Here is a 25,979-nt window from a genome sequence, read left to right as displayed (position 1 = left end):
GTTTCGGCAGTGGCAACTCCCTACTTGAAATAGCCGTCGTCGGGGCGACGCCCGAGGACGAAGTAATCGAGGTAGCCCCGAGCGTAGATGAGAAATAGGCCAAGGTATCCCTGGTCCGATTGCCGGCGTGTCGAGGTGTACACCGGACACTCCTTGTCGTAGACGACGCGGCCGTATTGCTTCATTCGCAGGGAGAGTTCCGTGTCCTCCATGAACGGAATCTCCTCGTCGAACCCGTCGGCGTCGAGAAACGCGCTCCGGCGGTACGAACAGTTGTTGCCCGATTGCTGGACGAAACCCACGGGCCACGCCGCCCGATACCAGTAATCGGTGAGTAGTTTGAACAGCACGCGATGTTTCGTGCTGTCCTCCGTCGGGCGCAGGGGGCCGCCGACGCCAACCACGTCGTCGTCCGTGTAGTGACGGCGGTGTTTCGCCACCCAGTGGTTCGGGACCACGGTGTCGGCGTCGGTGAAACAGACGACCGGCGCGTCCGCCGCGCGTGCGCCCTGATTGCGGGCCGCGCTCGGCCCGTCTTCTTCCTCGTCGGGAAGGACGCGGTCTACAGCAGGATGCTCGGTGGCGATGTCGTCGGTTCCATCGTCGCCGCCGACCACGACGATGACCTCGGCGTCTTGCCCGTCGAGGGAATCGAGCGTGCGACCGATTGAATCGGCTTCCTCGTAGGCGGCGATGACGACGGCTGCGGCCGGCCAGTCGGCGACTTTCATCACCCCTCACTCCCGCGTGCGCCGGCAAAGGTTTTCTGTTGTTTTCCGATATGACAGCAACTTCCGATAATACAGCAACATCTGTTCACGTGCGGCCTTTTAAGCATCCGCGTGGCTACCTCCGGGTATGAGCCAACAGCACACCGAAAAGCGGGAGAAGGCGGCGGGCCTTCCCTCTCGCGACGTGACAGAAGGGCCAGAACGCGCCCCGCACCGAGCGATGTTCCGGGCGATGGGGTTCGACGACGAGGACCTCGCCTCGCCGATGATCGGCGTCGCGAACCCCGCGGCCGACATCACCCCGTGTAACGTGCACTTAGATGATGTCGCCGCCTCAGCTATCGAAGGCGTCGACGAAGCGGGCGGGATGCCAATCGAATTCGGCACCATCACCATCTCAGACGCCATCTCGATGGGCACCGAGGGGATGAAGGCGTCGCTCATCTCGCGGGAAGTCATCGCCGACAGCGTCGAACTCGTCGCCTTCGGCGAGCGTCTGGACGGCCTCGTGACCGTCGCTGGCTGTGATAAGAACCTGCCGGGAATGATGATGGCGGCAATCCGCACGGACCTGCCGAGCGTCTTCCTCTACGGCGGTTCGATTATGCCCGGCCAGCACAACGGCCGCGACGTGACCATCGTGCAGGTGTTCGAGGGCGTCGGCGCGTACGCAAGCGGCGACATGAGCGCGGAAGAACTGGACGACTTAGAACGCCACGCCTGCCCCGGCGCGGGGTCCTGCGGCGGGATGTTCACGGCGAACACGATGGCCTCCATCAGCGAAGCCATCGGCCTCGCTCCCCTCGGAAGCGCGAGCGCTCCAGCAGAACACGACAAACGCTACGACGTGGCCCGCCGCGCCGGCGAACTCGCCGTCGAAGTCATCCGCGAGGAACGTCGCCCCTCCGACATTCTCACCCGGGAATCCTTCGAGAACGCCATCGCCGTCCAGACGGCGATTGGCGGTTCGACGAATGGGGTGCTCCACCTGCTGGCGATGGCCGCAGAAGCGGGCATCGACCTCTCCATCGACGACTTCGACGAAATTTCCCGACGCACGCCGAAAATCGCCGACCTCCAACCTGGCGGCACGAGCGTCATGAACGACCTCCACGAGATTGGGGGCGTCCCGGTGGTCATCCGTCGCCTGTTGGAAGCGGGTCTCATCCATGGTGACGCCATGACCGTCACCGGCCGCACCATCGCCGAGGAATTGGAACAGCTCGACCTGCCCGCAGACGAGGACATCGAGGCCGATTTCCTCTACACCGTCGAAGAACCAAAGCAGGCAGAGGGAGCCATCAAGATTCTCAAGGGCAATCTCGCTCCCGACGGAGCCGTCCTCAAAGTGACTGGCGACGACAAGTTCCACCACGAGGGCCCTGCGCGTATCTTCGAAAACGAAGAAGACGCGATGGCCTACGTCCAGGAGGGCCACATCGAGTCGGGCGACGTCATCGTCATCAGAAACGAGGGGCCGCGCGGCGGCCCTGGCATGCGTGAGATGCTCGGCGTCACCGCCGCCGTCGTCGGCGCGGGCCACGAAGACGACGTCGCCCTCCTCACTGACGGTCGGTTCTCGGGCGGGACGCGCGGCCCCATGATTGGCCACGTCGCCCCCGAGGCGTTCGTCGGCGGGCCAATCGCGGCACTCGAAGACGGCGACATCGTCACGGTGGACATCCCCGAACGAACCCTCGAAGTGGACCTTACGGACGCGGAACTCGCCGCCCGCCTCGACGACTGGGAGGCCCCCGCGCCCGCCTACGATTCTGGCGTCCTCGCGAAGTACGGCCAACTGTTCGACTCGGCGGCCAACGGTGCGGTCACCAATCCCGGCGCGAAGCGCGACTAAGCGTCCTTTTTCTTCCCGGTTGACGTAGGTCTCCCATGCGCGTGCTCATCGCTGGCGCGACAGGTGTTCTCGGTCGCCGTCTCGTCGCAGACTGCGTGGAGCGCGGCCACGAGGTCATAGGCCTCGCCCGCGACCGGGACGGGGCGTGGAGTGTCAGACGTGCCGGTGGAACGGCGCGATACGGCGACGTGCTCGACCGGGAGTCGCTGTCCGCCGCCGCGCCGGGTGCGGATGTCGTCATCAACGCCGCGACGGCCATTCCAACCTCTGCGCGACCACGACGCGCCGAGTGGCGGCTCAACGACCGCGTCCGACGCGAGGGAACCCGAAATCTCACTGAGGTCGCCGTCGAAGCTGGCGTTTCCCAGTTCATCCAGCAGAGCATCGTCTGGGTCGCCCGCCAACCGGACGGGAGCGACTTCGACGAGGACTCGACGCCACACCCCGACCGCACGACGGCGTCCGCCCTCGACGCAGAACACATCGTGACCGCGGCGGGGACGACCCACGGGTTCGACACCACGCTGTTGCGTTGTGGCTGGTTCTATTCTGCGGACAGTGCCCAGACACAGGCCATCGCCCGTGGCTTGCTCGCCCGACGGATGCTGATTATCGGCCGCGGCGACGCCCGAATGAGCCACATTCACGTCGCAGACGCGAGTACCGCGTTCGTCACCGCGATGGAAACCGGCGTCGCGGGACGCTATCACATCGTAGACGACGCGCCCGTCAGCATGGCCCACTACCTCGGGACGTTCGCCCTCGCCCTCGGCGCACCTGAACCACGACACATCCCGCCGCTGCTCGGCCGACTGGTCGCCGGCGGCGACGTCGTGCGCTTTCTCACCCAACCGATGCCAACCAGCGCGACCCGATTCCACGACGCAACTGGGTGGACGCCTCGATATCCCACGATAACCGAGGGCCTGCCCGCCGTCTGCGAGGAGTGGCGCGGCGCTGGCGTCGTGGTCGAAACCGACACCGGCACCGCCTGGGCCGCCGCCTGACCCGACGACCAGACCGGAACCATTTGGACGCCCCGGTGCCATGACTCCAGTATGTCACTCATCGATACGACAATGGCCGTCTTTCACATGCTCTTCGCCGGCCTCTGGGTCGGCGGGACGCTCTTCTTCGTCGGCATCGTCCTCCCCGCCGCTCGCGCCGGACAGATGAGCACCGACGGCCTGAAGTGGATCGCCGGCCGCTTCACCACGATTACCACCGCGTCGATTCTCCTCTTGCTCATCACCGGCGGCCACCTCGCCGGCACCTTCTACACCTTCGAGGGTCTTGCCACGACAGGACGGGGCCACCTCGTCGTCTCGATGGTCGTCCTCTGGCTGATTCTCGCCGGCCTCCTCCAGGTCGGCCTCCGCCGCCTCCGCCGGGAACTCGGCAGCGTGACCGCCAAGGTGGCCGTCGAACAGAACCTCCCGCTGTTCTTCACCGCCGGTATCGTCGCGTTCGCACTGCTCGTCGTCGCTGGATTACTCTAAACTGCTGAAAAACGAACCGCGTCGTCGAAACCGCGTGGCCGCTTCCCAGATTAGCTCTGGAACGGCTCGCCGTCGCGGTGGTTGTCCGGATTCTCCGCTTTCTCGGCTTCCTGCTCGCGCTGTTGGTCCTCGCGTTCGAGCTTCTCCTGCTTTCGCTCTTTTTCGTGCTCTTTGCGGGCTTCACGCTGCTTCTCTTCTGCTTCTGCCTTCGTTTCGGATTTGTCGTCGGACATAGTTTTCTGGTATCAGACCACAGGTCGTTTGCGACGGTACAGTCGCACCAGTGCTTCACCGGCTAGCCCCACCGCACTCCACCGCATGGAGAGCGTGGCCGCACCGATGAGCATAGCGGCGACTTTCGGTTCCCCCCGGTTAAACGCCATGGCCGCCTCGACCAGCATCGAAACCGTGCTGAGTCGCTTGGCGCTGTTCGAGTTAAGGAATTTCATCAACCCCATACCCATGCTTACGTCAGTCTCACTTATTTTCTCTTGGGCCGTGAAAGTGGTAATTCCGGGCCGGAGAAGCGTTCTTGCTTGCGAGTGCAAGTTCCGAGACAGTCTCGCTTGCTGGTGCAAGGTGGGTGAAACTGCGTCTTCATTTTTGCTCGCGTGGAATCCAGTCGCTCCCTATCCTGCGCTCGCTAACGCTCGCGTGAAACGCTGAGATGAATCTCAGCTCCATCCACCAATCAGTCGCTCCTTCGTTTGCTTCGCTCCGCTCAGCAAACCACCGTCACTCCCGAAGGTCGTGACGAAATCCGCACTCACTCTGTTCGTGCGGACCGCTGTTGCTCACTGCGTTCGCAACATGCCTTGCGCTCGCTACCGCTCGCGCAAGACGCCAAGGCTCGTTCCACAAATCAGCTGGCGCTCGAAAGTGAGCGCCAGCAGAATTAATGTGGGACCGCCGTTGCTCCCTCCGGTCGCAACGTGCTTCACGCTCATTGACGCTCGCGTGAAACGCTGAGATGAATCTCAAGCTTCATCCACTAATCAGTCGCTCACGCCGTGACTCGCACACGCTACGCGGTGCTCGTCGGAGTTATTCGCGACAGAAGTTAGGTGGGACCGCTGAGATTCGAACTCAGGTCCTACGGACCCCATCCGCAGAGGATACCAGGCTACCCCACGGTCCCGCATATCGGCAGATGAGAGAGTGGGCATTAAGCCCTTCGCTTCGGTCGAATTCTCTCAGACGAGCACACGCTCTAAGGAGACCACACAGCCGCGCTCACGAGACGGCGCACCGACCAGTCTGCCGAGGCAGACCACCGCACCATCGGGCGTGTAGCAGGCCACGAGTGGTCGGTCCGCCTCGTCGCCGTCTGCGACGCCCTCGACGGAGATGACGCCGGGGGCGTACACCTGTGCGCCGTTTGCGACCTGTTCGGCCGCACTCGGGGCGATGGTGATTTTCGGAAGGTGCGTGAGGGCGCGTTCTGCGGGCAGGACGATGTCACCGAGCCAACTTTCGTCGCCTTGTTTGGCGAATTCGAGGGCGTCGGCGAAGTCGTGGAGGGTGACCATCGTCGAATCGTCGAACGGCGTCGTGGCCGTCCGTCGGAGGTGGCCCATGTGCCCGCCCGTCCCGAGCGCGAGGCCGATGTCGTGACACAGCTTCCGGATGTACGTCCCACTCTCGCAACTGATGCGGAGCAGGGCTTGGCGGTCGGTCACTTCGAGCACGTCGATGTCGTAGATTTCCCGGACGCGGAGTTTGCGCCGGACGGCACTCTTTCGCGGCGGTTTCTGGAAAATCGGGCCGACGAACTCTTCAACGGTGGTTTCGAGGTCCGCGGGAGCGCGGCCGTGAAGTTCCAGGACGGCGACGTACTCCTTTTCGCCCTCCAGAAACACCTGCGCCATCCGGGTGGCGTCGCCGAGCAGAATCGGGAGACAGCCCGTAACCTTCGGGTCGAGCGTCCCGGAGTGGGCGGCCTGTTCGACTCCGGCCAGGTCGCGGACCCAACCGGTCACCTGGTGGGCGGAGGGGCCGGGCTGTTTGTCGAGGTTGATGACCCCGAACTGGAGTCGGTCGAGCGGGCGTCTGTCCTCGGGTGGGCCGCGTTCGTCCATTAGAACGTGTAGTCGATGGTTATCTCGACCGTCCCCTCGTCCTCCTCTGCCGTGTACTCCTCTGCGGCAGTTCGGACGATGGCGAGCGCGCTCTCGGGACTCCAGCGCGCCGTGTTGACGTTCAGGTCGTAGATTGAGAGGTTGTTGATGTCGATGCCGTAGTACTCCTGGTAGCGCTGGGCCTCGCTGCTCGACCGGGCACGCGTCTCCTTTCGCGCCTGCTCTACGGTCTTGCCTTCGCGGTCTGCGATCCGCGCGGCTCTGACGTGAAGGGGTGCGTCAAGCCAGAGTCTGAGGTCCGCGTACTCGCCAGCGAGCCAGCCTGCGAGGCGGGATTCGAGGACGACGTTGTCGCTATCTCGCGCGATGTCGCGGAGTTTGCGGTCTAAGTCGCGGTCGATTTGCTCGTCTTCTTCTGCGAGTTTGTTCAGTTCGAGCGGTGTCAGGCCGCGTTCGTCGGCGAGGGAGCGAAAGAGGTCGCCACCGCTGATGTGCTCGTAGCCGAGGGCCTCGGCGAGCGCCTTCGCGGTGGTACTCTTGCCGCTTCCGGCGGGTCCGGAGACGGTGATTAGCATATACACCCTCCGTCCGAGAGCGTAAAAAGAAGTTCGTTACGTCGGCGTCGTCTGGATGTTGAGCGACTTGCGGATAATCTGGGTGAAGCTCACAGAGCAGACGAAGTACCAGAGAATCCACGCCTGCAGTGGGCCGAGGACCCCCTCTTGCCAGCCGACGGTCCCGATGAGCGGGAGCGTAATCTCGGCGGGCGTAATTGAGCCAGGAGCCGTGAGCAGCTTCCAGTACATCCAGAGGAACACCGGGATGGTCAGGAGCATAATCCAGACCATCGGGCGGAACTGCTCTTTAAACATGCCGAGGTTGTCGCCCATGGCGTCCATCTGCTCTTGCTGGATGCGTTCGAGCTCGGCGTCGTCGCCGCGCTCCTGGGCGGCCTTGCGCCGTTCCTGAATCTCCTTCATCGCGGCCTGGTATTCGCCCATCTTGTCCATGTCCATCAGGTTCGCTTGCAGGAGCGTTGAGTAGAGACCGGTAAACAGGGCGAGCACCATCACGACGACGTAGAAGGGCAGCATCGATTCGAGTGGGCCGAGCAGGGCGTTCATCGTCTCGCCGATGATGTCCCGGACCGGGCCGTAGGAGTAGCCCGCGAACAGGCCCACGGTGAGCAGTGCCGCCGCCTTGTCGTACTGCGACCAGCTCGAATCGGTGTCGCTGTCCGTCTTCGACGACTTCTTCGACCGACTTCGCGTCCCGCCGGTCGAATCGTCGAGCGCCTTCCGAACCTCGTCAGGGTTGTTGACGACGAAGCCTTCGCCGTCACCCTCCACGAGGATGCCCTTCTCGATGAGCCGACCCCACTCGCCGCTCGTAATCTCGCCTTTGACGTCGCCCCAGGTGACGGAGCCATCGCCGTTCTCGGCGGTTTCGAGGACGACTTCGAGTGCGTCGGCCATCGACCCGTCTTGTTTGACGAGTGTGGTGACTTTTTCCGCTGTCCGTGCCATTGACCTCTCTTGGCACTAGCCGTTAATCAACCTTTTACTCTCCGTGCGAGGGCGTAGGGACCGAAAACCAGCAGAAAAGTCGCTTACTGAGCGTTCTCGATGGCCGCGTTCAGGTCCGCCCAGACCTCGTCGGGCGTCCCTTCGCCGTCGATTTCGACGAGCTGTCCGCGCTTGCGGTAGAATTCGATGACCGGTTCCGTGTTCTCACGGAAGACGCGGAGCCGCTCGCGGACGGTCTCTTCGGTGTCGTCGTCGCGCTGGATGAGGTCTCCACCGCACTCGTCACAGACCCCCTCGACTTCTGGCTGGTTGAACTTCACGTGGAAGTTCGTCCCACACTCGCTGCAGACGCGGCGGCCGGTGAGGCGTTCGACGAGTTCCTCTTCGTCTACCTTGAGGTAGGCGACGAGGTCCAAGTCGGTCATGTCGTCGAGTTCTTCGGCCTGGTCTACGTTGCGTGGGTAGCCGTCGAGGACGTAGCCGTCTGCGCTCGTGAGCGCCTCTTCGACGATGGCGTTGACAACGGGGTCGGGGACGAGTTCGCCGGCTTCCATGAACGAGCGGGGCGTCCCGTACTCAGTCTCCATGTCCTTGTTGGCGCGCAGGGCGTCACCAGTCGTGACGTGCTCGACGTCGTACGCCTCGACGATGCGACTGCTCTGTGTGCCTTTACCAGCGCCGGGTGCGCCGAGCAGCAGGATGTGCGGCTGACTCATAGCCGACGATTTGGGGCCAGCCCTAAAAGGCGTATGGAAACGGGCGAAGGTTCGCCCGTGGCCGTCCCGTTTTTACCACTCCGAGACGAATTCGTCCGCATGACGCGATTCGCCGCCGACACGGCTAGCGGGCGACGGGACCTCTTCGTCGATGCAATCGCTGCCCACCAGACACGCGACAGCGCCTTTTTGACCATCGAAGCCGCGATAACGGGCGACGAACTCACGCCTTGGTTGCAGTACGCAGACGGCACGCTCAACCTCGACTGTACCGAGGACGAACTCGACCGACTGAAATCCCTCCTCGAATCGTACGACGCGTTTACTATCGACGACCTCACCCGCCCGGAGGACGCAGAAGGGGCAAACGTCCGTATCGCGGCTCGTATCGACCCCGAGCGCGTTGCGGAGTTCGTAGACGACGCCTTCTGTACCGTCTACGAACAGCCGGACGACTACACGGCCTGGGTCACGCAAATCTAGGAACGTCACACTTTCAATAGCCAACGGAGAACCCCAGTTCACATGTACATCGTCATCGTCGGTGCCGGTTCTATCGGCCTTCCACTCATCGAGATTGCGACGGCTGGCGGAAACGAGGTGGTCGTCGTCGAACGCGACGAGGCGAAGGCGGAACTCGTGGCCGCGGAGTACGACTGTCTCGTCATCCACGACGACGCCACGGTCAAGGACACGCTCGAAGATGCGGGCGCGGCTCGCGCAGACGCCTTCATCTGCACGACCGACCAGGACGCAGTCAACATCATGGTGAGCCTTCTCGCGAAGGAACTCGAGGTTCCTGCAATCGTCTCTGTCGTCCACAACCCAGAGCACATGAACATCTTCAAGCAGATCGGCGTGAACACGATGGAGAATCCACAGCGACTCATCGCCGAGTACCTCTATCGGGCGGTCAAACGCCCGGCTATCGTGGATTACATGCACGTCGGCGAGCAGGCGGAGGTGTTCGAAATCTCTGTGACCGAAGACGCTCGAATCGCCGGAAAAACCCTTCAAGAAGCGGCCGGCGAGGGGCTCATCTCCGACGATATCCTCATCGTTGCAGTAGAGCGAAACGGCGACGGGGAACCGATTACACCTCGCGGCAAGACGCGAATCGAAGCGGGCGACCTGCTCATCGTCTACTCCGGCGCTGGCGCGACGCCCGACGTGACGGACATCTTCGGCCACTTTGAGGACCACTAAGCGATGGCGACACGGACGCGCGAGGGAGTTTTCCCGACCGACCTCGCCATCATCTTCCGCGACGTCGGCGCGCTCCTGTTGATGGAAGCCGCGCTACTCGCCCTCTCTGCGGGCGTCGCCCTCGCGTTCACCGAGTTCTACGTCGCCGGCGCGTTCGTTCTCGCTGCCGGGCTCACGGCGGGCGTCGGCGGCCTCGCCCGCAAATCGTTCGACGATGCGCCAGCCCCGCGCATGAAACACGGCATGGTCATCGCCGCCGCTGGCTGGTTCTCGACGGCACTCTTTGGGGCGCTGCCGTTCCTGTTTGCCGCCTATCTGGTTCCGCCGGCCGTCGCCGCGGCGTACGTCCCGGCGGGGGTCGACTACGGGTCCAGTCTGTTCTACTTCCGGTCGCCGCTGCACGCCTTCTTCGAATCGATGAGCGGGTGGACGGGCAGCGGTCTCACGATGGCGGTTCACGAACCGACCATGCCGCGGGCGTTGCTCTGGTGGCGCTCGCTCATGCAGTGGGTCGGTGGCGTAGGCGTCATCGTCCTCACCGTCTCCATCCTCGCCCGGCCCGGCAGCGGCAGTTATGCGCTTTACCAGAGCGAGACACGCGAGGAGAAGATTCACCCGAGCGTCGTCTCCACGGTGCGCACCGTCTGGAAAATGTTCCTCGGCTACACGCTACTCTCGATTGCGGCGCTTTTCGCGGCCATCCGCGCGTCTGCCTACGGCGCGACACTTCCGACGAGCGAAGTACTCTGGCAGGCAATCAACCACGCCATGACGGCACTCTCGACGGGCGGGTTCTCCGTCACGGACAACTCGATTGCCACCTACAACTCGCCGCTCATCGAAGTCGTCCTCCTCCCGGTGATGACGATTGGAGCCATCGCATTTCCTATCCACTACATCGTACTTCGAGACCGCGACCCACGCCATTTCTTCGACGACCTCCAGACTCGCTGGTTGTTCATCCTCTTTGGTCTCGGCGTCGTCGCGCTCACGCTCCAGAATCTGGCGACGCTCGCGCCTGCGCTCTCGTTTCGCGATTCGACGTTCCAGTTCATCAGCGCCCTCACCTGTACTGGGTTCCAGTCTGCCCCCATCGGGACGTGGACCGCTGGCGGGAAGGTCATTCTCTCGGGGGCGATGACGATGGGCGGCGCGGCGGGCAGCACCGTCGGCGGCATCAAAATCATCCGTGGATACACCATCGGCCGGGGCATCCGCTGGCAGTTCAAGCGCGTGTTCCTGCCGGAAAACGCCGTCATCACGCTCAAGATGGACGGTCGCACGCTCAATCGAACCGAGATGGAACGCGAGTTCGCGGAGGCCGCCATCGTCACCATCCTGTGGCTCATCCTCCTCATCGTCGGGAGCGTCCTGCTCGCTAACCTCGCCGGCCCCGACTTCAGCTACGCCGACGCGCTGTTCGAGGTGGCGAGCGCACAGGGTAACGTCGGGCTTTCGACGGGCATCACGACGCCTTCGATGCCTTCGCTGGCAGAGGGAATGCTCATCCTCAACATGTGGGTGGGTCGCCTCGAAATCATCCCGATTCTCGTGTTCGCACGGGCGGCCATCTATGGTCTCAATCCCTGACGTGTGGCCAAAGAGGTTTTTGCCACGACCTTCATAGCGCCCACCGCGCCTCACCGCGAGGCGCCTCATGGAGTCCAACTGGGGGGTTGGACTGGGTTGGTCCCCACTTTTTCGTTTTCACCGCCGCCAGTACGCCGACGTGAGCAACACCAGCACGGGGAAGATTTCCAGTCTGCCCACCCACATCAGGAACACCATTAGCAGTTTGCTCTCCTGGGTGAACACGAGGTAATTGTTCATCGGCCCGACTGCACCGAATCCCGGCCCGACGTTCCCGAGCGTCGCGGCGACGGCGCTCATCACTTCGAGCACGGAGAGCGAGGACTGGACGCGCGTCATGTCCACGAGGACGAACAACACACCCAGGAAGAAGATGAGCACGTAGAGCAGCGTGAAGGCGTAGATGCCGCGGATGGCCCGTTCGTCCACCGCCAGACCGCCGAGTCTGACCGGCGAGATTGCCTCCGGGTGAACGGTCGTGAACAGCTCGCGGCGCAGCGATTTGAGGATGACGAGCCAGCGGACGATTTTCACGGCCCCACCGGTGGACCCTGCACTGCCGCCGATGAACATGGCGAACAGCAGGAGGTACTGTGCCGGGGCGCTCCACGAGTTGAAGTCCATGGAGGCATACCCGGTGGTGGTCACAATAGACACGACCTGAAACGTCGCGTGTCGCAGCGAGTCTTCGGCCTCAGTGATGATTGGCGGCACCTGTCCGGTGATGGTTTCGATGCCAGCACCCGTGAACAGCAGCCCCGCAACCATCGCCGAGAGGACGCCCATGACGCCGAGGTAGGCGCGAAACTCGCTGTCGGTGACGAGACGCTTTGGTTGCCCTGTAAGGACGTGCCAGAACAGCGCGAAGTTGGTCCCCGCGACGACCATGAACGGGATGATGACCCACTGGACGGCCGCAGAGAAGGCCTCGATGCTGCGCGCCTCAGGTGAGAACCCACCCGTTGGCAACGTGGTGAGCGCGTGGGCGACGGCGTTGTAGATGTGCATATTCGGCGCTAACCCGCCCAGGTGGAGGCCGTAGAGCAACAGTATTTCGAGGATGGTGAAGCCGAGATAGGCCCCCCAGAGTGCCCGCGCCGTCTCCGCAATGCGCGGCGTCAGCTTTTCGAGTCCCGGTCCGGGGGCCTCCGCATCCATGAGCTGTGCGCCACCGACCGAGAGTTCGGGGAGAATCGCCACGGCGAGGACGACGATACCCATCCCACCGAGCCACTGGGTGAGCTGTCGCCAGATGAGCACGGCTCGCGAGTGGATGGTGAAATCACCCATCACCGTCGCGCCCGTCGTCGTGAAGCCGCTCATCGACTCGAACAGCGCGTTGACCGGGTTCGCGAGCATGGACGCCGTGCCGTACCCCGAAATGATGTACGGAATCGTCCCAATGACGGCCACGCCGAACCACGTCAGCGCGACCATCAGGAATCCCTCGCGGAAGCCGAGTTCGTCGTCGCGTTCGACCCGTTCCAGTGCGGTTCCGACGACGAGGGTGATGGCGATGGTGATGACGAACGTCTCGATGTCTACGCCATCTACGAGTGCGACGAACAGCGGCAACAGCAGCGCAACCGAGAGGTACTTGATGACCGTCCCGGTGAGACTGACGCTCGTCCGCCAGTGCACTCGCACGTTCATACGTTGGCGGTCACGGCATCGATTGCGTCGTGGTCGACGAACATCACGACGTGGTCGTTCACTTCGATGACGGTGTCACCGCGTGGAGTGATCATCTGGTTGCCCCGGGTGACCGCGCCAATAACGACACCCTCTGGAAGTTCCTTGACTGACTCCTGAATCGGCCGGTTCGCGAGGATGCTGTCTGCGTTGATTTCGAATTCGAGAACCTCCGCACGGTCGGATTCGATGAGTGCGACGTTCTCTGCCTGCTCGTCGCGAGTAAAGCGCGTAATCTCCTCTGCGGTCGCCTCCCGGGGGTTCACGGCCACGTCCACGCCGACGGCCTCGAACAGGTCTACGTACTCGCCCGCATCGACGATGGCGACGGTGCGCTTCGCCCCGAGGCGCTTTGCGAGCAACGAGGCGAGCAAATTCCGCTCGTCTGAGTCGAGTCCGGCGATGACGATGTCTGCCTGCCCCACCATCTCACGCGTGAGGAATTCGATATCTGTCGGGTCAGACTCCATCACGGTGGTGTTCGGGAGTTTCTCTGCGAGGTCACGAGCGCGTGCTTCTCGGTCCTCGATGAGCCGTGGGTGGAATCCGCGGGCTTCGAGCAGGCGGGCGGTCTGGAAGGCGATTTCACTGCCGCCGATGATGACCACGTCCTGTCCGTTGCCCCCCTGTCCGGGGGCGAGTTCCATCGCGAACCCGCGGACGCTATCGGGGCTGCCGATGACGATAACCTGGTCACCGTTTTCGATGACCGTTTCCCCGCGGGGGATGACCACGTCGTCACCGCGGAGGATTGCGGCGAAGGTGAGCGAATCGAAGCGGTCCGCGTCCCGAATCGTCTGTCCCGCGACGGGACTCTGTTCGTTCACCCCGAACTGCGCCATGAGGACGTTCCCGCCGGCGAAGGCGTCTACGTCCTGGGTCGCGGGAAGGCCCACGACGCGGACGATGCTCTCCGCGGTCAGGAGGTCTGTACAGACGAGGAAATCGACGCCGAACGCGCCCTGCTTGTTCTGCCAGGTCGTGAGATACTTCGTGTTCTTGACCCGGGCGATGGTGAACGCGTCGCTGATCGTCTTTACCGTCCCACACGTCACGATGTTCGTTTCGTCGTCGTCCGTGCTGGCGATGACCATGTCGGTCTGTTCGATATTCGCCTCTCGCAGGGTCGAGAGGTCGGCTCCGTCACCCTCGATGGCGAGCACGTCGAGTGAGTACGTGAGCGCCTCCACGCGGTCGCGGTCGATATCGATGACGACGACTTCGTGGCTGTCTGCGAGGCTCGCAGCGATGCTCGAACCGACCTCTCCGGCCCCGACGACGATTACTCGCATCGACACCCCTCACGAGCGAGACTCTTCATGCTTGTCGTATTTCGTTGGCGCAGGTAAGTTCATTTCTATTCCTCAGGGTCGCTCACCGTGCAAATTGCTCACGAAGTGACCGCCGACACCGACCAGTTAAGTTCGAGTAGTCTGTCTGCTCCTATCATGAACCAATCGCTCGCCAGCAACGGGTCACTCGACAATCAGGTAATCGAACGAACACAGACAGGGGGGTTCGTCGATGGGTAAGTCCATCTTCGAGTGCGTCGTCGTCCCGGTCGCTGACGAGGACGATGCGCGGACGACCTGTTTGGCACTCGCTCCGTATCTGGACGCCGAGAGTCGCGTCGTCGCACTCCACGTCATCGAAAAAGCCGGTGGCGCACCCGACAAGGCCTCGGTCGAACAGCGCCAGGAAGGCGCGACGAAGATTTTCGACGTCGTCCAGGACACCCTCGCGGATGCCACCGTCGAAACCGATCTGCGCTACGGCACGGACATTGCGGACACGATTTTCGCTGCCGCCGCCGACGTCGACGCCAGTTCAATCGCGTTCTCGCCACGGGGTGGCAGCCGGTGGGTTCGACTCCTCACCGGTGACGTCGCACTGTCGCTCGTGACCGAAACCGACCGGCCGGTGGTCGTCTTGCCGGACGCGCCTGACGAATGAGCGACGAAGAACTCGCGAAAGACCTCGGCCCGCTCGCCGCGCTGACCATCGGCGTGGGGACGATGATTGGGGCCGGCATCTTCGTGCTGCCCGGCGTGGCCGTCGAGTCTGCCGGGCCACTCGCAGCAGGCGCGTTCGTCCTCGGCGGCGGTATCGCCCTGCTCACGGCGCTCTCGGCTAGCGAACTCGGCACCGCCATGCCGAAAGCCGGCGGGGCGTACTACTACGTCAACCACGCACTCGGCCCCCTCTTTGGCAGCGTCGCTGGCTGGGCGAACTGGATGGGACTGGCCTTCGCCTCCGCGTTCTACATGTTCGGCTTCGGCCAGTACGTCGCCGTGTTCGTAGACGTTCCCTCGTTTACCATCGGGCCACTGGCGCTCACGTCGGCGAAGATTATCGCCCTCGTCGGAGCGGCGCTGTTCACGCTCATCAACTACGTCGGCGCGAAGGAGACGGGTCGTCTCCAGAACATCATCGTCATCACGCTCGTCGCCATCCTCACCGTGTTCACCCTCTTTGGCGCACTTCAGGCAGACCTCTCTTCGCTTCGACCGTTCGCCCCCGACGGCTACGGGGCGCTCCTGCCGGTGACGGGCATCATCTTCGTCTCCTACCTCGGATTCGTCCAGATTACGTCGGTCGCAGAGGAAATCAAAGACCCCGGACGCAACCTCCCTCGCGCAGTCATCGGGAGCGTCCTCCTCGTGACCGCCATCTACGCGCTCGTCCTGCTCGTCGTGCTTGCCGCCGTGCCGAACAGCGTGGTCGCGGGCAACGACACGGCGGTCGTGGACGTGGCGCGAATCCTCCTCGGCCCAATCGGCGCAATCGCCCTCCTCTTTGGCGGGTTGCTCGCCACCGCGTCGAGCGCGAACGCCTCGATTCTCGCGTCCTCGCGCATCAACTTCGCCATGGGGCGAGACAAGATCGTCTCCGAGGAACTGAACACGATTCACCCGCGCTTTGGGACGCCCTATCGGGCCATCGGCCTCACGGGCGCGTTCATCTTGCTGTTCATCCTCTTTGGCGACCTAGAGACGCTCTCGACGGCCGGGAGTACGCTCCACCTCATCATCTACGGCCTGCTCAATATCGCGCTCATCGTGATGCGCGAGGCGAATCCAGCGGACTACCAGCCGGATTACCGGGTTCCGTTCTACCCGATTGTCCCGATTCTCGGGGCGGTCATCTCGTTCGCACTCGTGGCGTTCATCGAACCGTTCGTCGTCGTTCTCAGCCTCGGGTTCGTCGCCTTCGCCGCCCTCTGGTACATCTTCTACGCCCGGTCGCGGACGGAAAAACAGGGCATCTTGAGCCAGTACATCCTGAACCGGTCCGACGTGATGCCGGAACCCGCCGTCTCCGCCGCCGGCGCAGTCCAGCCCGACGGCGGCTCCTACCGCGTCATGGTTCCCCTCGCGAACCCGAAAAGCGAGAAGGACCTCATCACCCTCGGGAGCGCGATTGCGAAACAGAACGGTGGCACCGTAGACGCCATCCACATCATCACGGTTCCCGACCAGACAGCGCTCGCAGGCGCAGCGGCCTACAAGGACCAGTTGGACGCAGAATCCTCCACGCTGCTCGAACGCGCTCGGGAAGACGCGACCACGTTTGGCGTAGACGTAGACACCCACACCATCCTCTCGCATCGCTCGTTCGAGGAAATCTTCGACGCCGCGAAAACGCACGAGGCCGACCTCGTCGTCATGGGCTGGGGCGAGGACGCCCACGGCTCTCCCGGCCGCGCGGAGGGTGCTCTCGACGAACTGACCGAGGACATCCCGTGTGACTTCCTCGTGCTCAAAGACCGCGGCCTCGACCCCTCGAAGCTCCTCGTGCCGACCGCCGGCGGGCCCGACTCGGACCTGTCTGCGGCCGTCGCGAAACTGCTCCGCGTAGAGTACGGCTCGGAAATCACGCTCTTGCACGCCGTCGATAGCCCCGAAGAGGAATCGGAGGGACGGGCCTTCCTCGAAGGCTGGGCGGCAGACCACGACCTCACGGACGCCTCGCTGCGCATCGACACCTCCGGCAACGTAGAGCGGGCAATCGAGACGGCGGCCGAAGACTCGACGCTCGTCATAATCGGCGCGACCGAACGCGGCCTCCTCACGCGCCTGCTCCGTGGGTCGCTCGTCCTCGACGTGGTGGACGACATCTCGTGTTCGGTGTTGCTCGCAGAGAAGGCTCGCAGCCGAACGCTGAAAGAGCGCCTGTTCGGTCGCTGACCCGTTCACCCCTTTTAGTCTGCGGATAATAACGGTTGCTCGCCCCAGAGCAACTACCAACGATGGGCATTACCCAGAAGTCCCTCTACCTCGTCGGCGCGCTGCTGTTCGTCTCCGGCATCGCCGTCGCGACGGGCATCGCACCGTTCTCGCCTGACGTCGGTCCCTCGATGAACCAACTCCCCGACGGTAATCAGTCGGACGCCCCGAACACGGCAACCCAGACGCAGTCCCCGTCGGCCACCACCGAACCGACCGAGACTGACTCGACACCAGAGGCTACAGCGACGACCGAGACGACGACGCCGGAACCGACGACCGAAACCGACGCTGGCGATGAAACCACGACCGAGGATGAGGCCGATTCGGACGACGAACAGGAGACTGACGACGAAGAGAGCGACGACTCTGACGACGGAATCATCGTCATCAGCGACGACGATGACACAGAGACGACGGACGGCCCCGGCAACTCAGAGAACAGCAACGGGCAGAAAAACGGGAAAGACAAAAACAACGACCTTCTTTCGGGCGTCTTCGGCTAACGCCCGCGTCAGTCGTCCGTCGCTACTGCCTGTTTCTGCGTGGTCGCCTCCCGGTGGCGGTGTTTGTACCGCGCCAGCTTCCGGTACAGCAAGTAGCCAAAGACCCCATCGTAGAGGATGACGAAACCGATAAACGCGACGCCGCCCCCGAACGGAAGCACGGTCACGAGGGTGTTGTACGTCGCGTGAATCACGGTGGCGATGAGCAGGCCCTTCACGACGATGGGGCCGCGATTCTCGGGGTTGAATTTGGCGAGGCCGAGGTAGTAGCCCGCGAACGCAGAGTAGATGACGTGGCCTGGCCCGGCGAACGCCCGCGAGGTGGCCGTTTGTAGTGCGACCTGTAACTGGGACGCTGCACCGGAATTCTGGGCTGCGGTGAGCACCTCACGGGTAATGTACAGCGAGTTTTCGATGGTAGCGAAGCCGAGGCCCGCGACTGCGCCGTACACCGCACCATCGACCACCGCGTCGAACTCGCTCGTGTTGAAGGCGTGGACGCGAACGGCGAGTATCTTCACCGTCTCCTCGATTGGGCCGACGACGAGGAAGAAAAACAAGATGGTTCCGACGAGCGGAATCAGCCCGAAGGCCAGCTTGAGCGCGGAGTTCACCACGGCGGCGAAACTCGCAAACAGGACGCCGAGCAGGAACGTAATGGCGAGCGTTTCCCACGGTTCGCGCATCGTCACGTCCTCGTACCAGATGAACGCCGCGAGCGCGAACGCCGGCACCACCGAGATGACCGTGAGCACGCCGAGCGTCGGACTGGTCGCGATGGCGTATCCAGTCAATCCGAGTTGCCCGAGGAACACGAGCAGGGCGAGCGCGACGAGAAAGCGCCCCTTGTTGTTGGTAATCGCCCCGTGGATGGCAGTTGCGAGTCTGTCCACCGGCGACCTGACCTCCCAGCGAGTGACGTCGTAGAGGTCGTCATCGCCGTCGTAACCGTCTTCTACCGGGTCGGTCGGCTGGCTCATGCAACACGCGGGGGCAAGGACTCGTCTTACAAAGGAATTACTGCCGAGTTTGTGCGCCAGCAGGGTTCGCGAAAACGAAGCTTTCGCTCACTTCCGATGCGGCAAAGCCGCATCGGCGTTCGCAACGGCTACGCCGTTGCTCACTCCCACTCCTCGTCGACGACCGGATTGAAAAATTCGTAGAAGAAATCGTACGCCTTGCCCATGAGCAAGGCGAGCACTATCACGCCAGCCCAGATGACGGCCGCCGCAACGAGGTCTCCCAGCCCCGTCTCGACACCGGTCCCCCCGAGACCGGTTTGGAAAATCCACATGTGTGAACAATTGGCGTACGACGTACTTCAACCTCTCGCCGAGTCATGAGGACGCGATAGTCTGAATTTGTTGAAAAATTTTCACTATCTCTGCTATCGAATGTCATGTGGGTACTACGGTACCCAGTAAGAGTATGGGAGACAGAACGATATTACACGTTTGCAGACACTGCGGTGCCGTCTTCGCGACGTCGTCTACGACGTCGCCACGAACGTGCGCCGTCTGTGGAGACGCGGCCAACTTCTCGCTATTCGCGCCAGAACCATTCGGCCCGATGCCAGTAGCACGTCCACGCGCACCTCGAGTGCGTTGAGAGCACAGTTTACACGCACTGCTGACCTACTTCATTTATGCACCTACGAACCACCGGGCGCGAGCGAGTTATCCACGCGACGGTGACCGTTCCGGCGAGCCGTGACGCAGTCTGGGACGCCTGGACGACCGAGGCTGGACTTCGGAGTTTCTTCGCGCCCGACTGCACCGTCGAACTCGAACCGATGGGAGCCTACGAGCTGTTCTTTGACCTCGACGCAGACGAGGGCCTTCGCGGTGGCGAGGGCAACGTCGTTCTCGCAATCGAACCGAAGCGCATGCTGAGTTTCACCTGGAACGCACCGCCGAGGCTCCCGTCGGTTCGTGACCAGCGCACGAGCGTCGTCGTCCGATTCCGTGACCTCCCGAACGACCGCACGCAGGTCACCCTGACGCACAGTGGCTGGGGCGAGGGACCAAACTGGACGAAAGCCTACGACTACTTCGTCGAAGCGTGGTCTGAGACGGTGTTGCCACGGCTCAAAAAGCGATTCGTAAGCGGGCCAGTGGATTGGAACGCGCGTCGGTAAAAACAGGACGGGGTTTGAGTTACTCCTCGGGCGCAGACACAGCCTCGTTCGGGAAGCACTCTGCGAGGTCGTTGAGCATGTTGATGGTCTCCTTGCGCGTTCCCGGGTCGATGTCGTCTAAGGTCTCTACGTCTTCGAGCGCCTGTTCGAGCAGTGGAAGGCTCAGTCGCTGGTCTAAGTGGGCCACCGGGAGGTACAGGTCGTCGAACGACTCCGGTGGAATTCCCGACGTCGAAAGCAGGAAGTAGTCGTCTAAGTCAGCGAGGTCGTCGGTCTCGAAGTCGTCGGCACTCAACGCACGATTCGGTGCCGCCTTGGTTACCCCTCGAATCGACGGGACGTGCAGCGTATAGTCCGTCATGGCAAACCCACCCGGCGGAAGCGTAAAAGCGATTTTGGCAGGCAAAGTGGTATGCCCCACCGTTCGCCAGTTCAAGAGCAGGCGCTGTCGCTCGCTGCGCGAAAGACGAGAGAAATGTAGAGAGGGTGCGTTAGTCGCCGCCGCCGAACATCTGGCGCATCATCGGGTGCATCTCCATGAGCTGTTCCTCAGCGATCTCCTCGTACAGTTTGTACGTGATGGAGACCGTGAGCAGCAGCCCCGTTCCGGAGACGGCACCGATGGTGCCGAGCATGTTCGCCATGACGGCGAGCAGGCCCACGAGGGCACCACCGATGATGGTGACCTGCGGGATGTAGCGTTCTAAGACCTTCTCCATGACGCCAGGACTCTGACGGAAGCCGGGAATCTGCATTCCCGAGCGCTGAATCTGTCGCGCCGTCGCTTCCGGCCCCATGTCGGTGGTCTCCACCCAGAAGATGGCGAAGATTGCGCCACCGATGACCATGAAGGTCAGGTCGATGAGCACGCGGATGATGATCATCCACGGCTCCGCGGTCGTCTGCCCGAGCCACCACATCCACTGTCCAGGAGACTGGATGGGGGCCAGGTAGTAGAACAACCCGCTTACGGGTTGTCCCTGGGCGTACGTCCCGACCCAGCCGGGCATTCCGGCCCACTGGGCTTCGAGGATGCGCCCGAGGAACTGGATGTTCGCCTGCAGCGCGCGGACGAGAATCATGGGCAGGACGCTCGCGTAGATGAGCTTCACGGGGAAGCGACCCCGTGCACCCTTCACCCGGGAGTGGGAGAGGGGAATCTCCACGCGGACGCTCTCTGCGTACACGACCACGATGAAGATGAGCAGGGTCGTGATGAGCGCGAGAATCTGCCCTTCACCCATGAACAGGACCTGAAGGCCCTGTGGCGTCAGGAGGCTCGGAACGTCCACACTGCCGGTCAGCATGCCGAACCAGGTGGCGAAGAGGCCAGCCTCGTTCGACCCGATTCCGGGGACGGCGAAGAAGCCACCCACGAGACTCTGGCTGACACCGGCAATGATGAACAGGCCAATCCCTGACCCGACGCCCCACTTCGAGACGACCTCGTCCATGAACAGGATGAGGATACCGCCGACGAAGATTTGGGCGAAGATGAGCCACTTTACGCCACTCAGTCCAATTCCGAGATTCTGGGCGACCTGTGGGTCTGCGGGGAGGAAGTCTCCGGCGAAGACCATCGGGAGGCCGGTCAGACAGATCATCACCACCACCAGGAACTTCTGGAGGCCCTGATAGAGGATCTGGTCTCTCGGGTTGTTCGTATCGAGGCCCAAGAGGTCTGCGCCGCCGAGTAGCTGCAGCACAATGCTTGCGGTGACGATTGGACCGATACCGAGCTGCAGGATTGTCCCCTGACCACCCGCGAGGATGGAGCGGAACTGCCCGAACACGTCTGACTGCCCGGAGCCGAGTCCGTACAGGAACACGTTCGTCAGGAAGAAATACAACACCAGAATGCCGGCTGTCCAGCCGAGCTTGCGCCGGAATGGGACGTGTCCCTCCGGCCGACGGACTGACGGCATTCGGGTGAGCACCGGTTCAGCAGCCTCCTTCCAGCCCATTTGTCTACTCCGCGTCCTCGTCTTCGTCTTCGTCGTCTGCTTCGAGTTCAGCCTGGCGCTCTTCGCCGCGCTCACTGAGGATGGCGTCGCCGCCTTCGCCCTCGATGAGCTCGCGTGCGCTCTCGCTGAAGTCGTCAGCCGTTACGACGAGCTGGTTACGAATCTGGCTGCCACCGAGGACTTTGACGACGTCTACATCGTAGCCGTCCTCGACGATGTCGCGGACGTCCAGTTTGAAGCCGTTGTCTGTCTCTTCGGCGAGGCCGTCTGCGGCGTAAACGGCCGCGTTCTCGTCTAACGTCTGCACGTCGATGGTGCTGACGTCCTCACGGACGGCTGGTGGACGGGTGAACCCGTGCTTGCCAAGCGGTTCGTAGTTGTGGAACTCGTGTTTTGCGCGCCCCGCGCGACCACGGCCACCACGGTTACCGGCACCGCGCCGGTTCTTGTGGGTACCGCCGCCGTGAGTGCGAGAGCCACGCTGGCGTCGTTTCTTACTGGTCATGATTATCGCATCGCCTCGAGGAGCTGGTCGATCTCCTCTGTCGTGTGCTTACCGAGTTCGCCACCCTCTTTAGTGACGTGCTTGATGCCCTTGTGACCCTTGCGCGGTGGGTGCAGGCGAAGCACTGGAGAGAGGCCCTGCTCGCGGAGCGTCGTCTCGTCTGCGTAGATGGCGTCCGCGAGGGCTTCGATACTGTCGTAGTCGGTGTTCTCGGACACCCAGTCGTCGTCGACCGTCGCCTTGCCTTCGAGTGGCTCTGCGCGGGTGCGAATGAGCGTCTCGACGACCTCCTGGCTTGGGATGCCGTGGGCAACGTAGTCGTTGACCTTGGTGACCATGCCGCGGTAGGTCTCCGTCTCGGGGACGAAGGTTGCGTGGTTGACTTTGTGGATGTTGAGCATGGAGAGCGTGTCGCGGACGCTCTGTTCCATGTTCACTTCACCGCGAATCTGGACGAGTGCTCGCATTATTCGATCACCTCACGCTGTTCGCGGGCGTGCTGGGGCACGCGTGCCTCAGCCGTGTTGCGAAGCGCGTTGAAGGTTGCTTTCGCGAAGTTGACCGTCGTGCGGGTGTTCCCCGACGAGCGGGTCCAGATGTCTTCGATACCGGCGAGTTCGAGCACCGAACGGACGGTTTCCCCGCCCGCGAGTCCGAGCCCGCGTGGTGCGGGCTGGAGCTCGACCTCGACGCTGCCTGCCTTGCCGGACGTGCGGAGTGCGACGGTGTGGGGTCGCCCACAGCCACATTCCCACGACCCGCAGCCACGCGAGACGTCGATGATGTTCAGTTTTGCGCGCTCGATTGCCTTCTGGATGGAGCCACCGACCTGGTCGTCTCGTCCCTGGGCGTAGCCAACGTAACCGTCGCGGTTACCGATGGCGACGACCGAGCGGAACTTGACACGTCGGCCGGAGTCGGTCATGCGCTGGACCATGTTGATGTCCAGGACGTCGTCTTCGAGCCCCGGGAGGAGCTGGTCGACGATCTGGGGTTCCTTGAGCGGAAGCCCCGAGCTGAGGGCGTCTTCCATCGTGGTGATGTCGCCCTCTGCGACCTTCCGGCCGAGTCGGGTTCGTGGCTCCCAGCCGTTGTTGTTGCTCATAATTCGTTCTCCATTCGTTCACGCACTTCGTCGAAGTGCTCGGGGAGTTCGGTCGCGTCGAACTCGCCGCTGTAGAGTGGTTCGTCGAGCGATGCTGCGTACTCGGCAATGTGCTCGCCGCGGGTGCGAGACCAGTCTGCGAGGACGCTCTCGTTGTGCGGGATGTCGAGTCCCGCGTCGATTGCGCCTTCCTGAACTGCGAACACTTTGTTGCCGGGGGTTGCCGTGTTAAGGCCGATGTCGAGCACTGCCTCTTCGAGGCCTGCCTCGAGCGCGCGCTTGCCGGCGAGGAAGCCGGTCAGGTACGCGGCGGGCAGGTTACCAGTCGGGGCTTTCCAGCCGAAATCGGCGAGGTCGGCGGACGTCGCACTCGCGAGTGTTACGTCGCCTTCGTCTCCAGCCGTGATCAGCTGCGCCCTGATGTGCTGGTTGCTCTTGCGAGCGACCAGACGAGGCTTGCCGGATTTCAACAGGCGCAACCTCTGATGGTAGTCCGTTCGGACCTCGCGGCGGCGCCGCATCGGAACCTTGTATCGTGGTCCGTTAGCCATTATTCGTCACCGTACTGTTGTTCGATGTAGTTGAGCAGGTACTGGACACTGCGGAACTCGCCACCGCTTGCCTTGTTGTAGAGCGAGCGGTACTGCGTGCGGTCGAGTTCACCCTCGTCGCGGAGTTCCTTGAGCTTCTTTCGCTGTGCGCGAATGCGGCTCGTCCAGTCCTTTTTCTTGTTCTGTCGTGCGCCAGCCTTCCCTTTGCGGGAACCGGGGCCTTTGCGGTGGCCGTAGGCGCGCTTCTCGTTGCGCTTTCGGGCACGGCCACGCGAGTTGCCTCGCTTGTCCTTCGCCTTGATAGACCCGTCCGCGACGAGTTCGCGGATGTCCTCGCGCGTGATTGCCTCTGCAATCTCGGCGGACGCTTCTGGGTCCATCCAGACTTTGTTCTTCCCGACGTCCAGGACGTCGGCAGCGAGTCGTCGCTGTGCTTTCAGGTCGCTCATTCGTCTGTCACCTCAACTTCGACGTAGGTTGGGTTGAGCACGCGAATGCCGCGGTCCTCCGCTTCCTCCTCGATGCGCTCGCGCTTGCGAGCACCGACCGTGGAGGCGATGCGGGCCGCCTGCGTGTCACCGTCGACGCCGTCTAAGTCGTCGACGTTGAAGACGCGGACTTCTTCGAAGCCGCTCGGGTGCCGCCCTCGAATCGATTTCGGGGTGCGGTAGCCGGCTTCGACCATCGGGCCCTTGCCCTTGATGCCGCGTCGCTGCTTCGAGAGGCCGCCGCGTGGCTTGCGCCACGAGGTCGGCGTCCGCTTTTTCTTGTGATAGTCCTGGCGGTTGAACTGCGGTTTGTTCACGCGAGCACGCTTCTGCAGGAGGCGTGCTTCCTCGTCGTCGAGGTCGGGGGTCTTGTTGACCAGTCCGCGTGGTTGCAGTTCGGTCTCGACGTCTTCGGCGCCGGCCTCCTCGGCCTCCGCGTCTTCGTCTTCGACTTCGGCGTCCGTCTCTTCTGAGACTTCGAGCCCGCCAACGTCCGCTTTGATACGGGCGGCGAGCGCGTTGCCGATGCCGTCGACCTCGGCGAGGTCAGCCTGGGAGGCACGGGCTACGTCTTCGACCGTCTCGTAGCCTGCTTCGCGGAGTGCCTCGGCTTTTGCCTCGCCGACACCGCTAATGTCGGTCAGTTCATTTGGTGCGTCTTCGTCTGCCATCAGGCGTCACCTCGCTGTGGTTTTTCGATGATGTAGACGCCGTCCTGGAACACCCGAGTGTCCTTGCCTTTGACGCGGGTGAGCTGTTCGATGTCCGCTGCGGTCTGGCCGACGTGTTCCTTGTCGGGACCGGAGAGGGTCACCTCTTCGCCGTCAACCTGGACTTCCGTGTCGCCGTGGATGGTGGTCCGTCGCGGGGACTTCTCACCGAGGAAGTTCTGGATGACGACGTCGTCACCTTCGACGCGAACCTGCATTGGGAAGTGAGAGTAGAAGACTTCCATCTTATACTCCCAGCCCGCGGTCACGCCGTGGAACATGTTCTCGATGTGACTCGAGAACGTCCCGATGGTGGCGTTCGTCTTGGCTTTCTCTACGTCACTCTCGACGACGAGGACGTCGTCCTCGACCGTGATGGTGACGTTCGGGTACCAGAAGCGGCGCGTTACCGATCCTTCTGGGCCGCTAATTGTGACGTCGAAGCGATCTACTTCGGCCGTCACGTCGTCCGGAATTTCGAGTTCTACTCGTGCCATGGTTCAGTACACGTACGCGATGATCTGGCCACCGATGCCCTGTTCGCGGGCCTCGTAATGGCTCATGATCCCGTGGCTGGTGGTCACGACGAGGGTCCCGTAGTCACGGGCCGGGAGGAATCGCTTCTCCCATTTCTCGAAGTCGTCTGCACCCGCCGAGTAGCGGGGCTTGACCGAACCACATTCGTTTATCGCGCCTTTCAGTTCGACCTCGAATCGACCGGCTTTGCCGTCTTCGACGAACTCGAAGCCGTTGATGTACCCGCGGTCGTAGAAGACCTCAAGCACGCTGCCGATGATGTTCGAGGCGGGCTCAACTGTCTGGGTCAGATGACCGACACTCTCTGCATTGTCGATGCCCGAGAGTGCGCTGCTGAGTGGGTCGTTGTCCGCCATG

31 protein-coding genes and 1 tRNA gene are annotated in these 25,979 nt (G+C 62.8%); 10 read left to right on the top strand and 22 right to left on the bottom strand.

What is annotated here, in order from left to right; genetic code table 11:
* Positions 1-20: 20 nt before the first annotated feature.
* Positions 21-731, bottom strand: a complete 711-nt coding sequence (locus P0648_RS13850; protein ID WP_276246679.1) for a glycosyltransferase family 2 protein — start codon at positions 729-731, stop codon at positions 21-23.
* 127 nt (positions 732-858) lie between these two features.
* Here P0648_RS13850 and ilvD point away from each other — a divergent pair, with 127 nt between their 5' ends.
* The 3 genes from ilvD to P0648_RS13835 are packed head-to-tail and all read left to right on the top strand — an operon-like array spanning position 859 to position 4,085.
* A complete protein-coding gene (gene ilvD, locus P0648_RS13845) occupies positions 859-2,586 on the top strand; it encodes a dihydroxy-acid dehydratase (protein WP_277504373.1) in 1,728 nt (575 codons plus the stop codon).
* A gap of 35 nt (positions 2,587-2,621) precedes the next feature.
* Complete coding sequence (locus P0648_RS13840; RefSeq protein WP_277504371.1) at positions 2,622-3,593, top strand: NAD(P)-dependent oxidoreductase; 972 nt, start codon at positions 2,622-2,624, stop codon at positions 3,591-3,593.
* A 51-nt stretch (positions 3,594-3,644) separates the two neighbouring features.
* Positions 3,645-4,085: a hypothetical protein gene (locus P0648_RS13835; protein ID WP_276246682.1), complete on the top strand. Its 441-nt coding sequence runs from the start codon at positions 3,645-3,647 to the stop codon at positions 4,083-4,085.
* A 50-nt stretch (positions 4,086-4,135) separates the two neighbouring features.
* Here the strand turns inward: P0648_RS13835 and P0648_RS13830 are convergent, their stop codons facing one another.
* From P0648_RS13830 to P0648_RS13800, 7 genes are all read right to left on the bottom strand, one after another.
* Complete coding sequence (locus tag P0648_RS13830; RefSeq protein WP_276246683.1) at positions 4,136-4,318, bottom strand: hypothetical protein; 183 nt, start codon at positions 4,316-4,318, stop codon at positions 4,136-4,138.
* A 12-nt stretch (positions 4,319-4,330) separates the two neighbouring features.
* Complete coding sequence (locus P0648_RS13825; RefSeq protein WP_277504368.1) at positions 4,331-4,534, bottom strand: hypothetical protein; 204 nt, start codon at positions 4,532-4,534, stop codon at positions 4,331-4,333.
* A 616-nt stretch (positions 4,535-5,150) separates the two neighbouring features.
* Positions 5,151-5,223 (bottom strand) — tRNA-Pro (locus P0648_RS13820).
* 55 nt (positions 5,224-5,278) lie between these two features.
* Entirely contained in the window at positions 5,279-6,163 is an 885-nt protein-coding gene (locus P0648_RS13815) for an RNA-guided pseudouridylation complex pseudouridine synthase subunit Cbf5 (protein WP_276246685.1), read from the bottom strand.
* Positions 6,163-6,738, bottom strand: a complete 576-nt coding sequence (gene cmk, locus P0648_RS13810; protein WP_276246686.1) for a (d)CMP kinase — start codon at positions 6,736-6,738, stop codon at positions 6,163-6,165. Before cmk ends, P0648_RS13815 begins: the two co-directional genes overlap by 1 nt.
* A 36-nt stretch (positions 6,739-6,774) precedes the next feature.
* Positions 6,775-7,689, bottom strand: a complete 915-nt coding sequence (locus P0648_RS13805; RefSeq protein ID WP_276246687.1) for a DUF106 domain-containing protein — start codon at positions 7,687-7,689, stop codon at positions 6,775-6,777.
* Between the two features lie 83 nt (positions 7,690-7,772).
* Positions 7,773-8,405, bottom strand: coding sequence for an adenylate kinase (locus tag P0648_RS13800; protein WP_276246688.1), 633 nt, complete (start codon positions 8,403-8,405; stop codon positions 7,773-7,775).
* 99 nt (positions 8,406-8,504) lie between these two features.
* Between P0648_RS13800 and P0648_RS13795 the strand changes: the two genes are divergently transcribed.
* The 3 genes from P0648_RS13795 to P0648_RS13785 are packed head-to-tail and all read left to right on the top strand — an operon-like array spanning position 8,505 to position 11,201.
* On the top strand, positions 8,505-8,888 hold the full coding sequence (locus P0648_RS13795; protein ID WP_277504353.1) for a hypothetical protein: 384 nt from the start codon (positions 8,505-8,507) through the stop codon (positions 8,886-8,888).
* Positions 8,889-8,930: 42 nt separating this feature from the next.
* Entirely contained in the window at positions 8,931-9,611 is a 681-nt protein-coding gene (locus P0648_RS13790) for a TrkA family potassium uptake protein (RefSeq protein WP_276246690.1), read from the top strand.
* 3 nt (positions 9,612-9,614) lie between these two features.
* Positions 9,615-11,201, top strand: a complete 1,587-nt coding sequence (locus tag P0648_RS13785) for a TrkH family potassium uptake protein (RefSeq protein WP_276246691.1) — start codon at positions 9,615-9,617, stop codon at positions 11,199-11,201.
* A 117-nt stretch (positions 11,202-11,318) separates the two neighbouring features.
* Here P0648_RS13785 and P0648_RS13780 read toward each other — a convergent pair whose 3' ends face one another.
* Together P0648_RS13780 and trkA are read right to left on the bottom strand one after the other, a co-directional pair.
* Positions 11,319-12,854 carry a TrkH family potassium uptake protein gene (locus tag P0648_RS13780; RefSeq protein ID WP_276246692.1) on the bottom strand — a complete coding sequence of 512 codons (1,536 nt, stop codon included), beginning with the start codon at positions 12,852-12,854 and terminating at the stop codon, positions 11,319-11,321.
* Entirely contained in the window at positions 12,851-14,185 is a 1,335-nt protein-coding gene (trkA, locus tag P0648_RS13775) for a Trk system potassium transporter TrkA (RefSeq protein WP_276246693.1), read from the bottom strand. Before trkA ends, P0648_RS13780 begins: the two co-directional genes overlap by 4 nt.
* Positions 14,186-14,417: 232 nt before the next feature.
* On the opposite strand from trkA, the gene P0648_RS13770 reads away from it, so the two are divergent.
* The 3 genes from P0648_RS13770 (at position 14,418) to P0648_RS13760 (ending at position 17,625) form a co-directional block, all read left to right on the top strand.
* Complete coding sequence (locus P0648_RS13770) at positions 14,418-14,846, top strand: universal stress protein (protein WP_276246694.1); 429 nt, start codon at positions 14,418-14,420, stop codon at positions 14,844-14,846.
* Positions 14,843-17,080 carry an amino acid permease gene (locus tag P0648_RS13765; protein ID WP_277504350.1) on the top strand — a complete coding sequence of 746 codons (2,238 nt, stop codon included), beginning with the start codon at positions 14,843-14,845 and terminating at the stop codon, positions 17,078-17,080. The genes P0648_RS13770 and P0648_RS13765 overlap by 4 nt, the downstream gene beginning before the upstream one ends.
* 62 nt (positions 17,081-17,142) lie before the next feature.
* Positions 17,143-17,625, top strand: a complete 483-nt coding sequence (locus tag P0648_RS13760; RefSeq protein WP_276246696.1) for a hypothetical protein — start codon at positions 17,143-17,145, stop codon at positions 17,623-17,625.
* 8 nt (positions 17,626-17,633) lie between these two features.
* On the opposite strand, the gene P0648_RS13755 is transcribed toward P0648_RS13760, so the two are convergent.
* Together P0648_RS13755 and P0648_RS13750 are read right to left on the bottom strand one after the other, a co-directional pair.
* A complete protein-coding gene (locus P0648_RS13755) occupies positions 17,634-18,605 on the bottom strand; it encodes a PrsW family intramembrane metalloprotease (protein ID WP_277504348.1) in 972 nt (323 codons plus the stop codon).
* Positions 18,606-18,745: 140 nt separating this feature from the next.
* Entirely contained in the window at positions 18,746-18,919 is a 174-nt protein-coding gene (locus P0648_RS13750) for a hypothetical protein (RefSeq protein ID WP_276246698.1), read from the bottom strand.
* Positions 18,920-19,270: 351 nt separating this feature from the next.
* Here P0648_RS13750 and P0648_RS13745 point away from each other — a divergent pair, with 351 nt between their 5' ends.
* Positions 19,271-19,762, top strand: coding sequence for an SRPBCC domain-containing protein (locus P0648_RS13745; protein ID WP_276246699.1), 492 nt, complete (start codon positions 19,271-19,273; stop codon positions 19,760-19,762).
* 19 nt (positions 19,763-19,781) lie between these two features.
* On the opposite strand, the gene P0648_RS13740 is transcribed toward P0648_RS13745, so the two are convergent.
* The 10 genes from P0648_RS13740 to P0648_RS13695 form a co-directional block, all read right to left on the bottom strand.
* A complete protein-coding gene (locus P0648_RS13740; protein WP_276246700.1) occupies positions 19,782-20,123 on the bottom strand; it encodes a hypothetical protein in 342 nt (113 codons plus the stop codon).
* 130 nt (positions 20,124-20,253) lie between these two features.
* Positions 20,254-21,726, bottom strand: coding sequence for a preprotein translocase subunit SecY (gene secY / locus P0648_RS13735; RefSeq protein ID WP_276246701.1), 1,473 nt, complete (start codon positions 21,724-21,726; stop codon positions 20,254-20,256).
* A gap of 4 nt (positions 21,727-21,730) precedes the next feature.
* Positions 21,731-22,231 (bottom strand): uL15m family ribosomal protein, encoded by a 501-nt coding sequence (locus P0648_RS13730; protein WP_276246702.1) that lies wholly within the window; start codon positions 22,229-22,231, stop codon positions 21,731-21,733.
* Between the two features lie 2 nt (positions 22,232-22,233).
* Positions 22,234-22,698, bottom strand: a complete 465-nt coding sequence (gene rpmD / locus P0648_RS13725; protein ID WP_276246703.1) for a 50S ribosomal protein L30 — start codon at positions 22,696-22,698, stop codon at positions 22,234-22,236.
* Positions 22,698-23,336, bottom strand: a complete 639-nt coding sequence (locus P0648_RS13720; protein WP_276246704.1) for a 30S ribosomal protein S5 — start codon at positions 23,334-23,336, stop codon at positions 22,698-22,700. The genes rpmD and P0648_RS13720 overlap by 1 nt, the downstream gene beginning before the upstream one ends.
* Positions 23,333-23,887 (bottom strand): 50S ribosomal protein L18, encoded by a 555-nt coding sequence (locus P0648_RS13715; protein WP_276246705.1) that lies wholly within the window; start codon positions 23,885-23,887, stop codon positions 23,333-23,335. Before P0648_RS13715 ends, P0648_RS13720 begins: the two co-directional genes overlap by 4 nt.
* The gene (locus P0648_RS13710; RefSeq protein ID WP_276246706.1) at positions 23,887-24,336 is read right to left on the bottom strand and encodes a 50S ribosomal protein L19e; all 450 of its coding nucleotides are present in this window, start codon (positions 24,334-24,336) and stop codon (positions 23,887-23,889) included. The genes P0648_RS13715 and P0648_RS13710 overlap by 1 nt, the downstream gene beginning before the upstream one ends.
* Complete coding sequence (locus P0648_RS13705; protein ID WP_277504345.1) at positions 24,333-25,046, bottom strand: 50S ribosomal protein L32e; 714 nt, start codon at positions 25,044-25,046, stop codon at positions 24,333-24,335. Before P0648_RS13705 ends, P0648_RS13710 begins: the two co-directional genes overlap by 4 nt.
* Positions 25,046-25,582, bottom strand: a complete 537-nt coding sequence (locus tag P0648_RS13700; RefSeq protein WP_276246708.1) for a 50S ribosomal protein L6 — start codon at positions 25,580-25,582, stop codon at positions 25,046-25,048. Before P0648_RS13700 ends, P0648_RS13705 begins: the two co-directional genes overlap by 1 nt.
* A 3-nt stretch (positions 25,583-25,585) precedes the next feature.
* Positions 25,586-25,978, bottom strand: a complete 393-nt coding sequence (locus P0648_RS13695) for a 30S ribosomal protein S8 (protein ID WP_276246709.1) — start codon at positions 25,976-25,978, stop codon at positions 25,586-25,588.
* Between the last annotated feature and the right edge of the window lies 1 nt (position 25,979).

Source organism: Haladaptatus sp. DYSN1, from assembly GCF_029489995.1.
GTDB lineage: Archaea > Halobacteriota > Halobacteria > Halobacteriales > Halococcaceae > QDMS2.
This window is presented reverse-complemented; position numbering and strand designations above follow the sequence as displayed.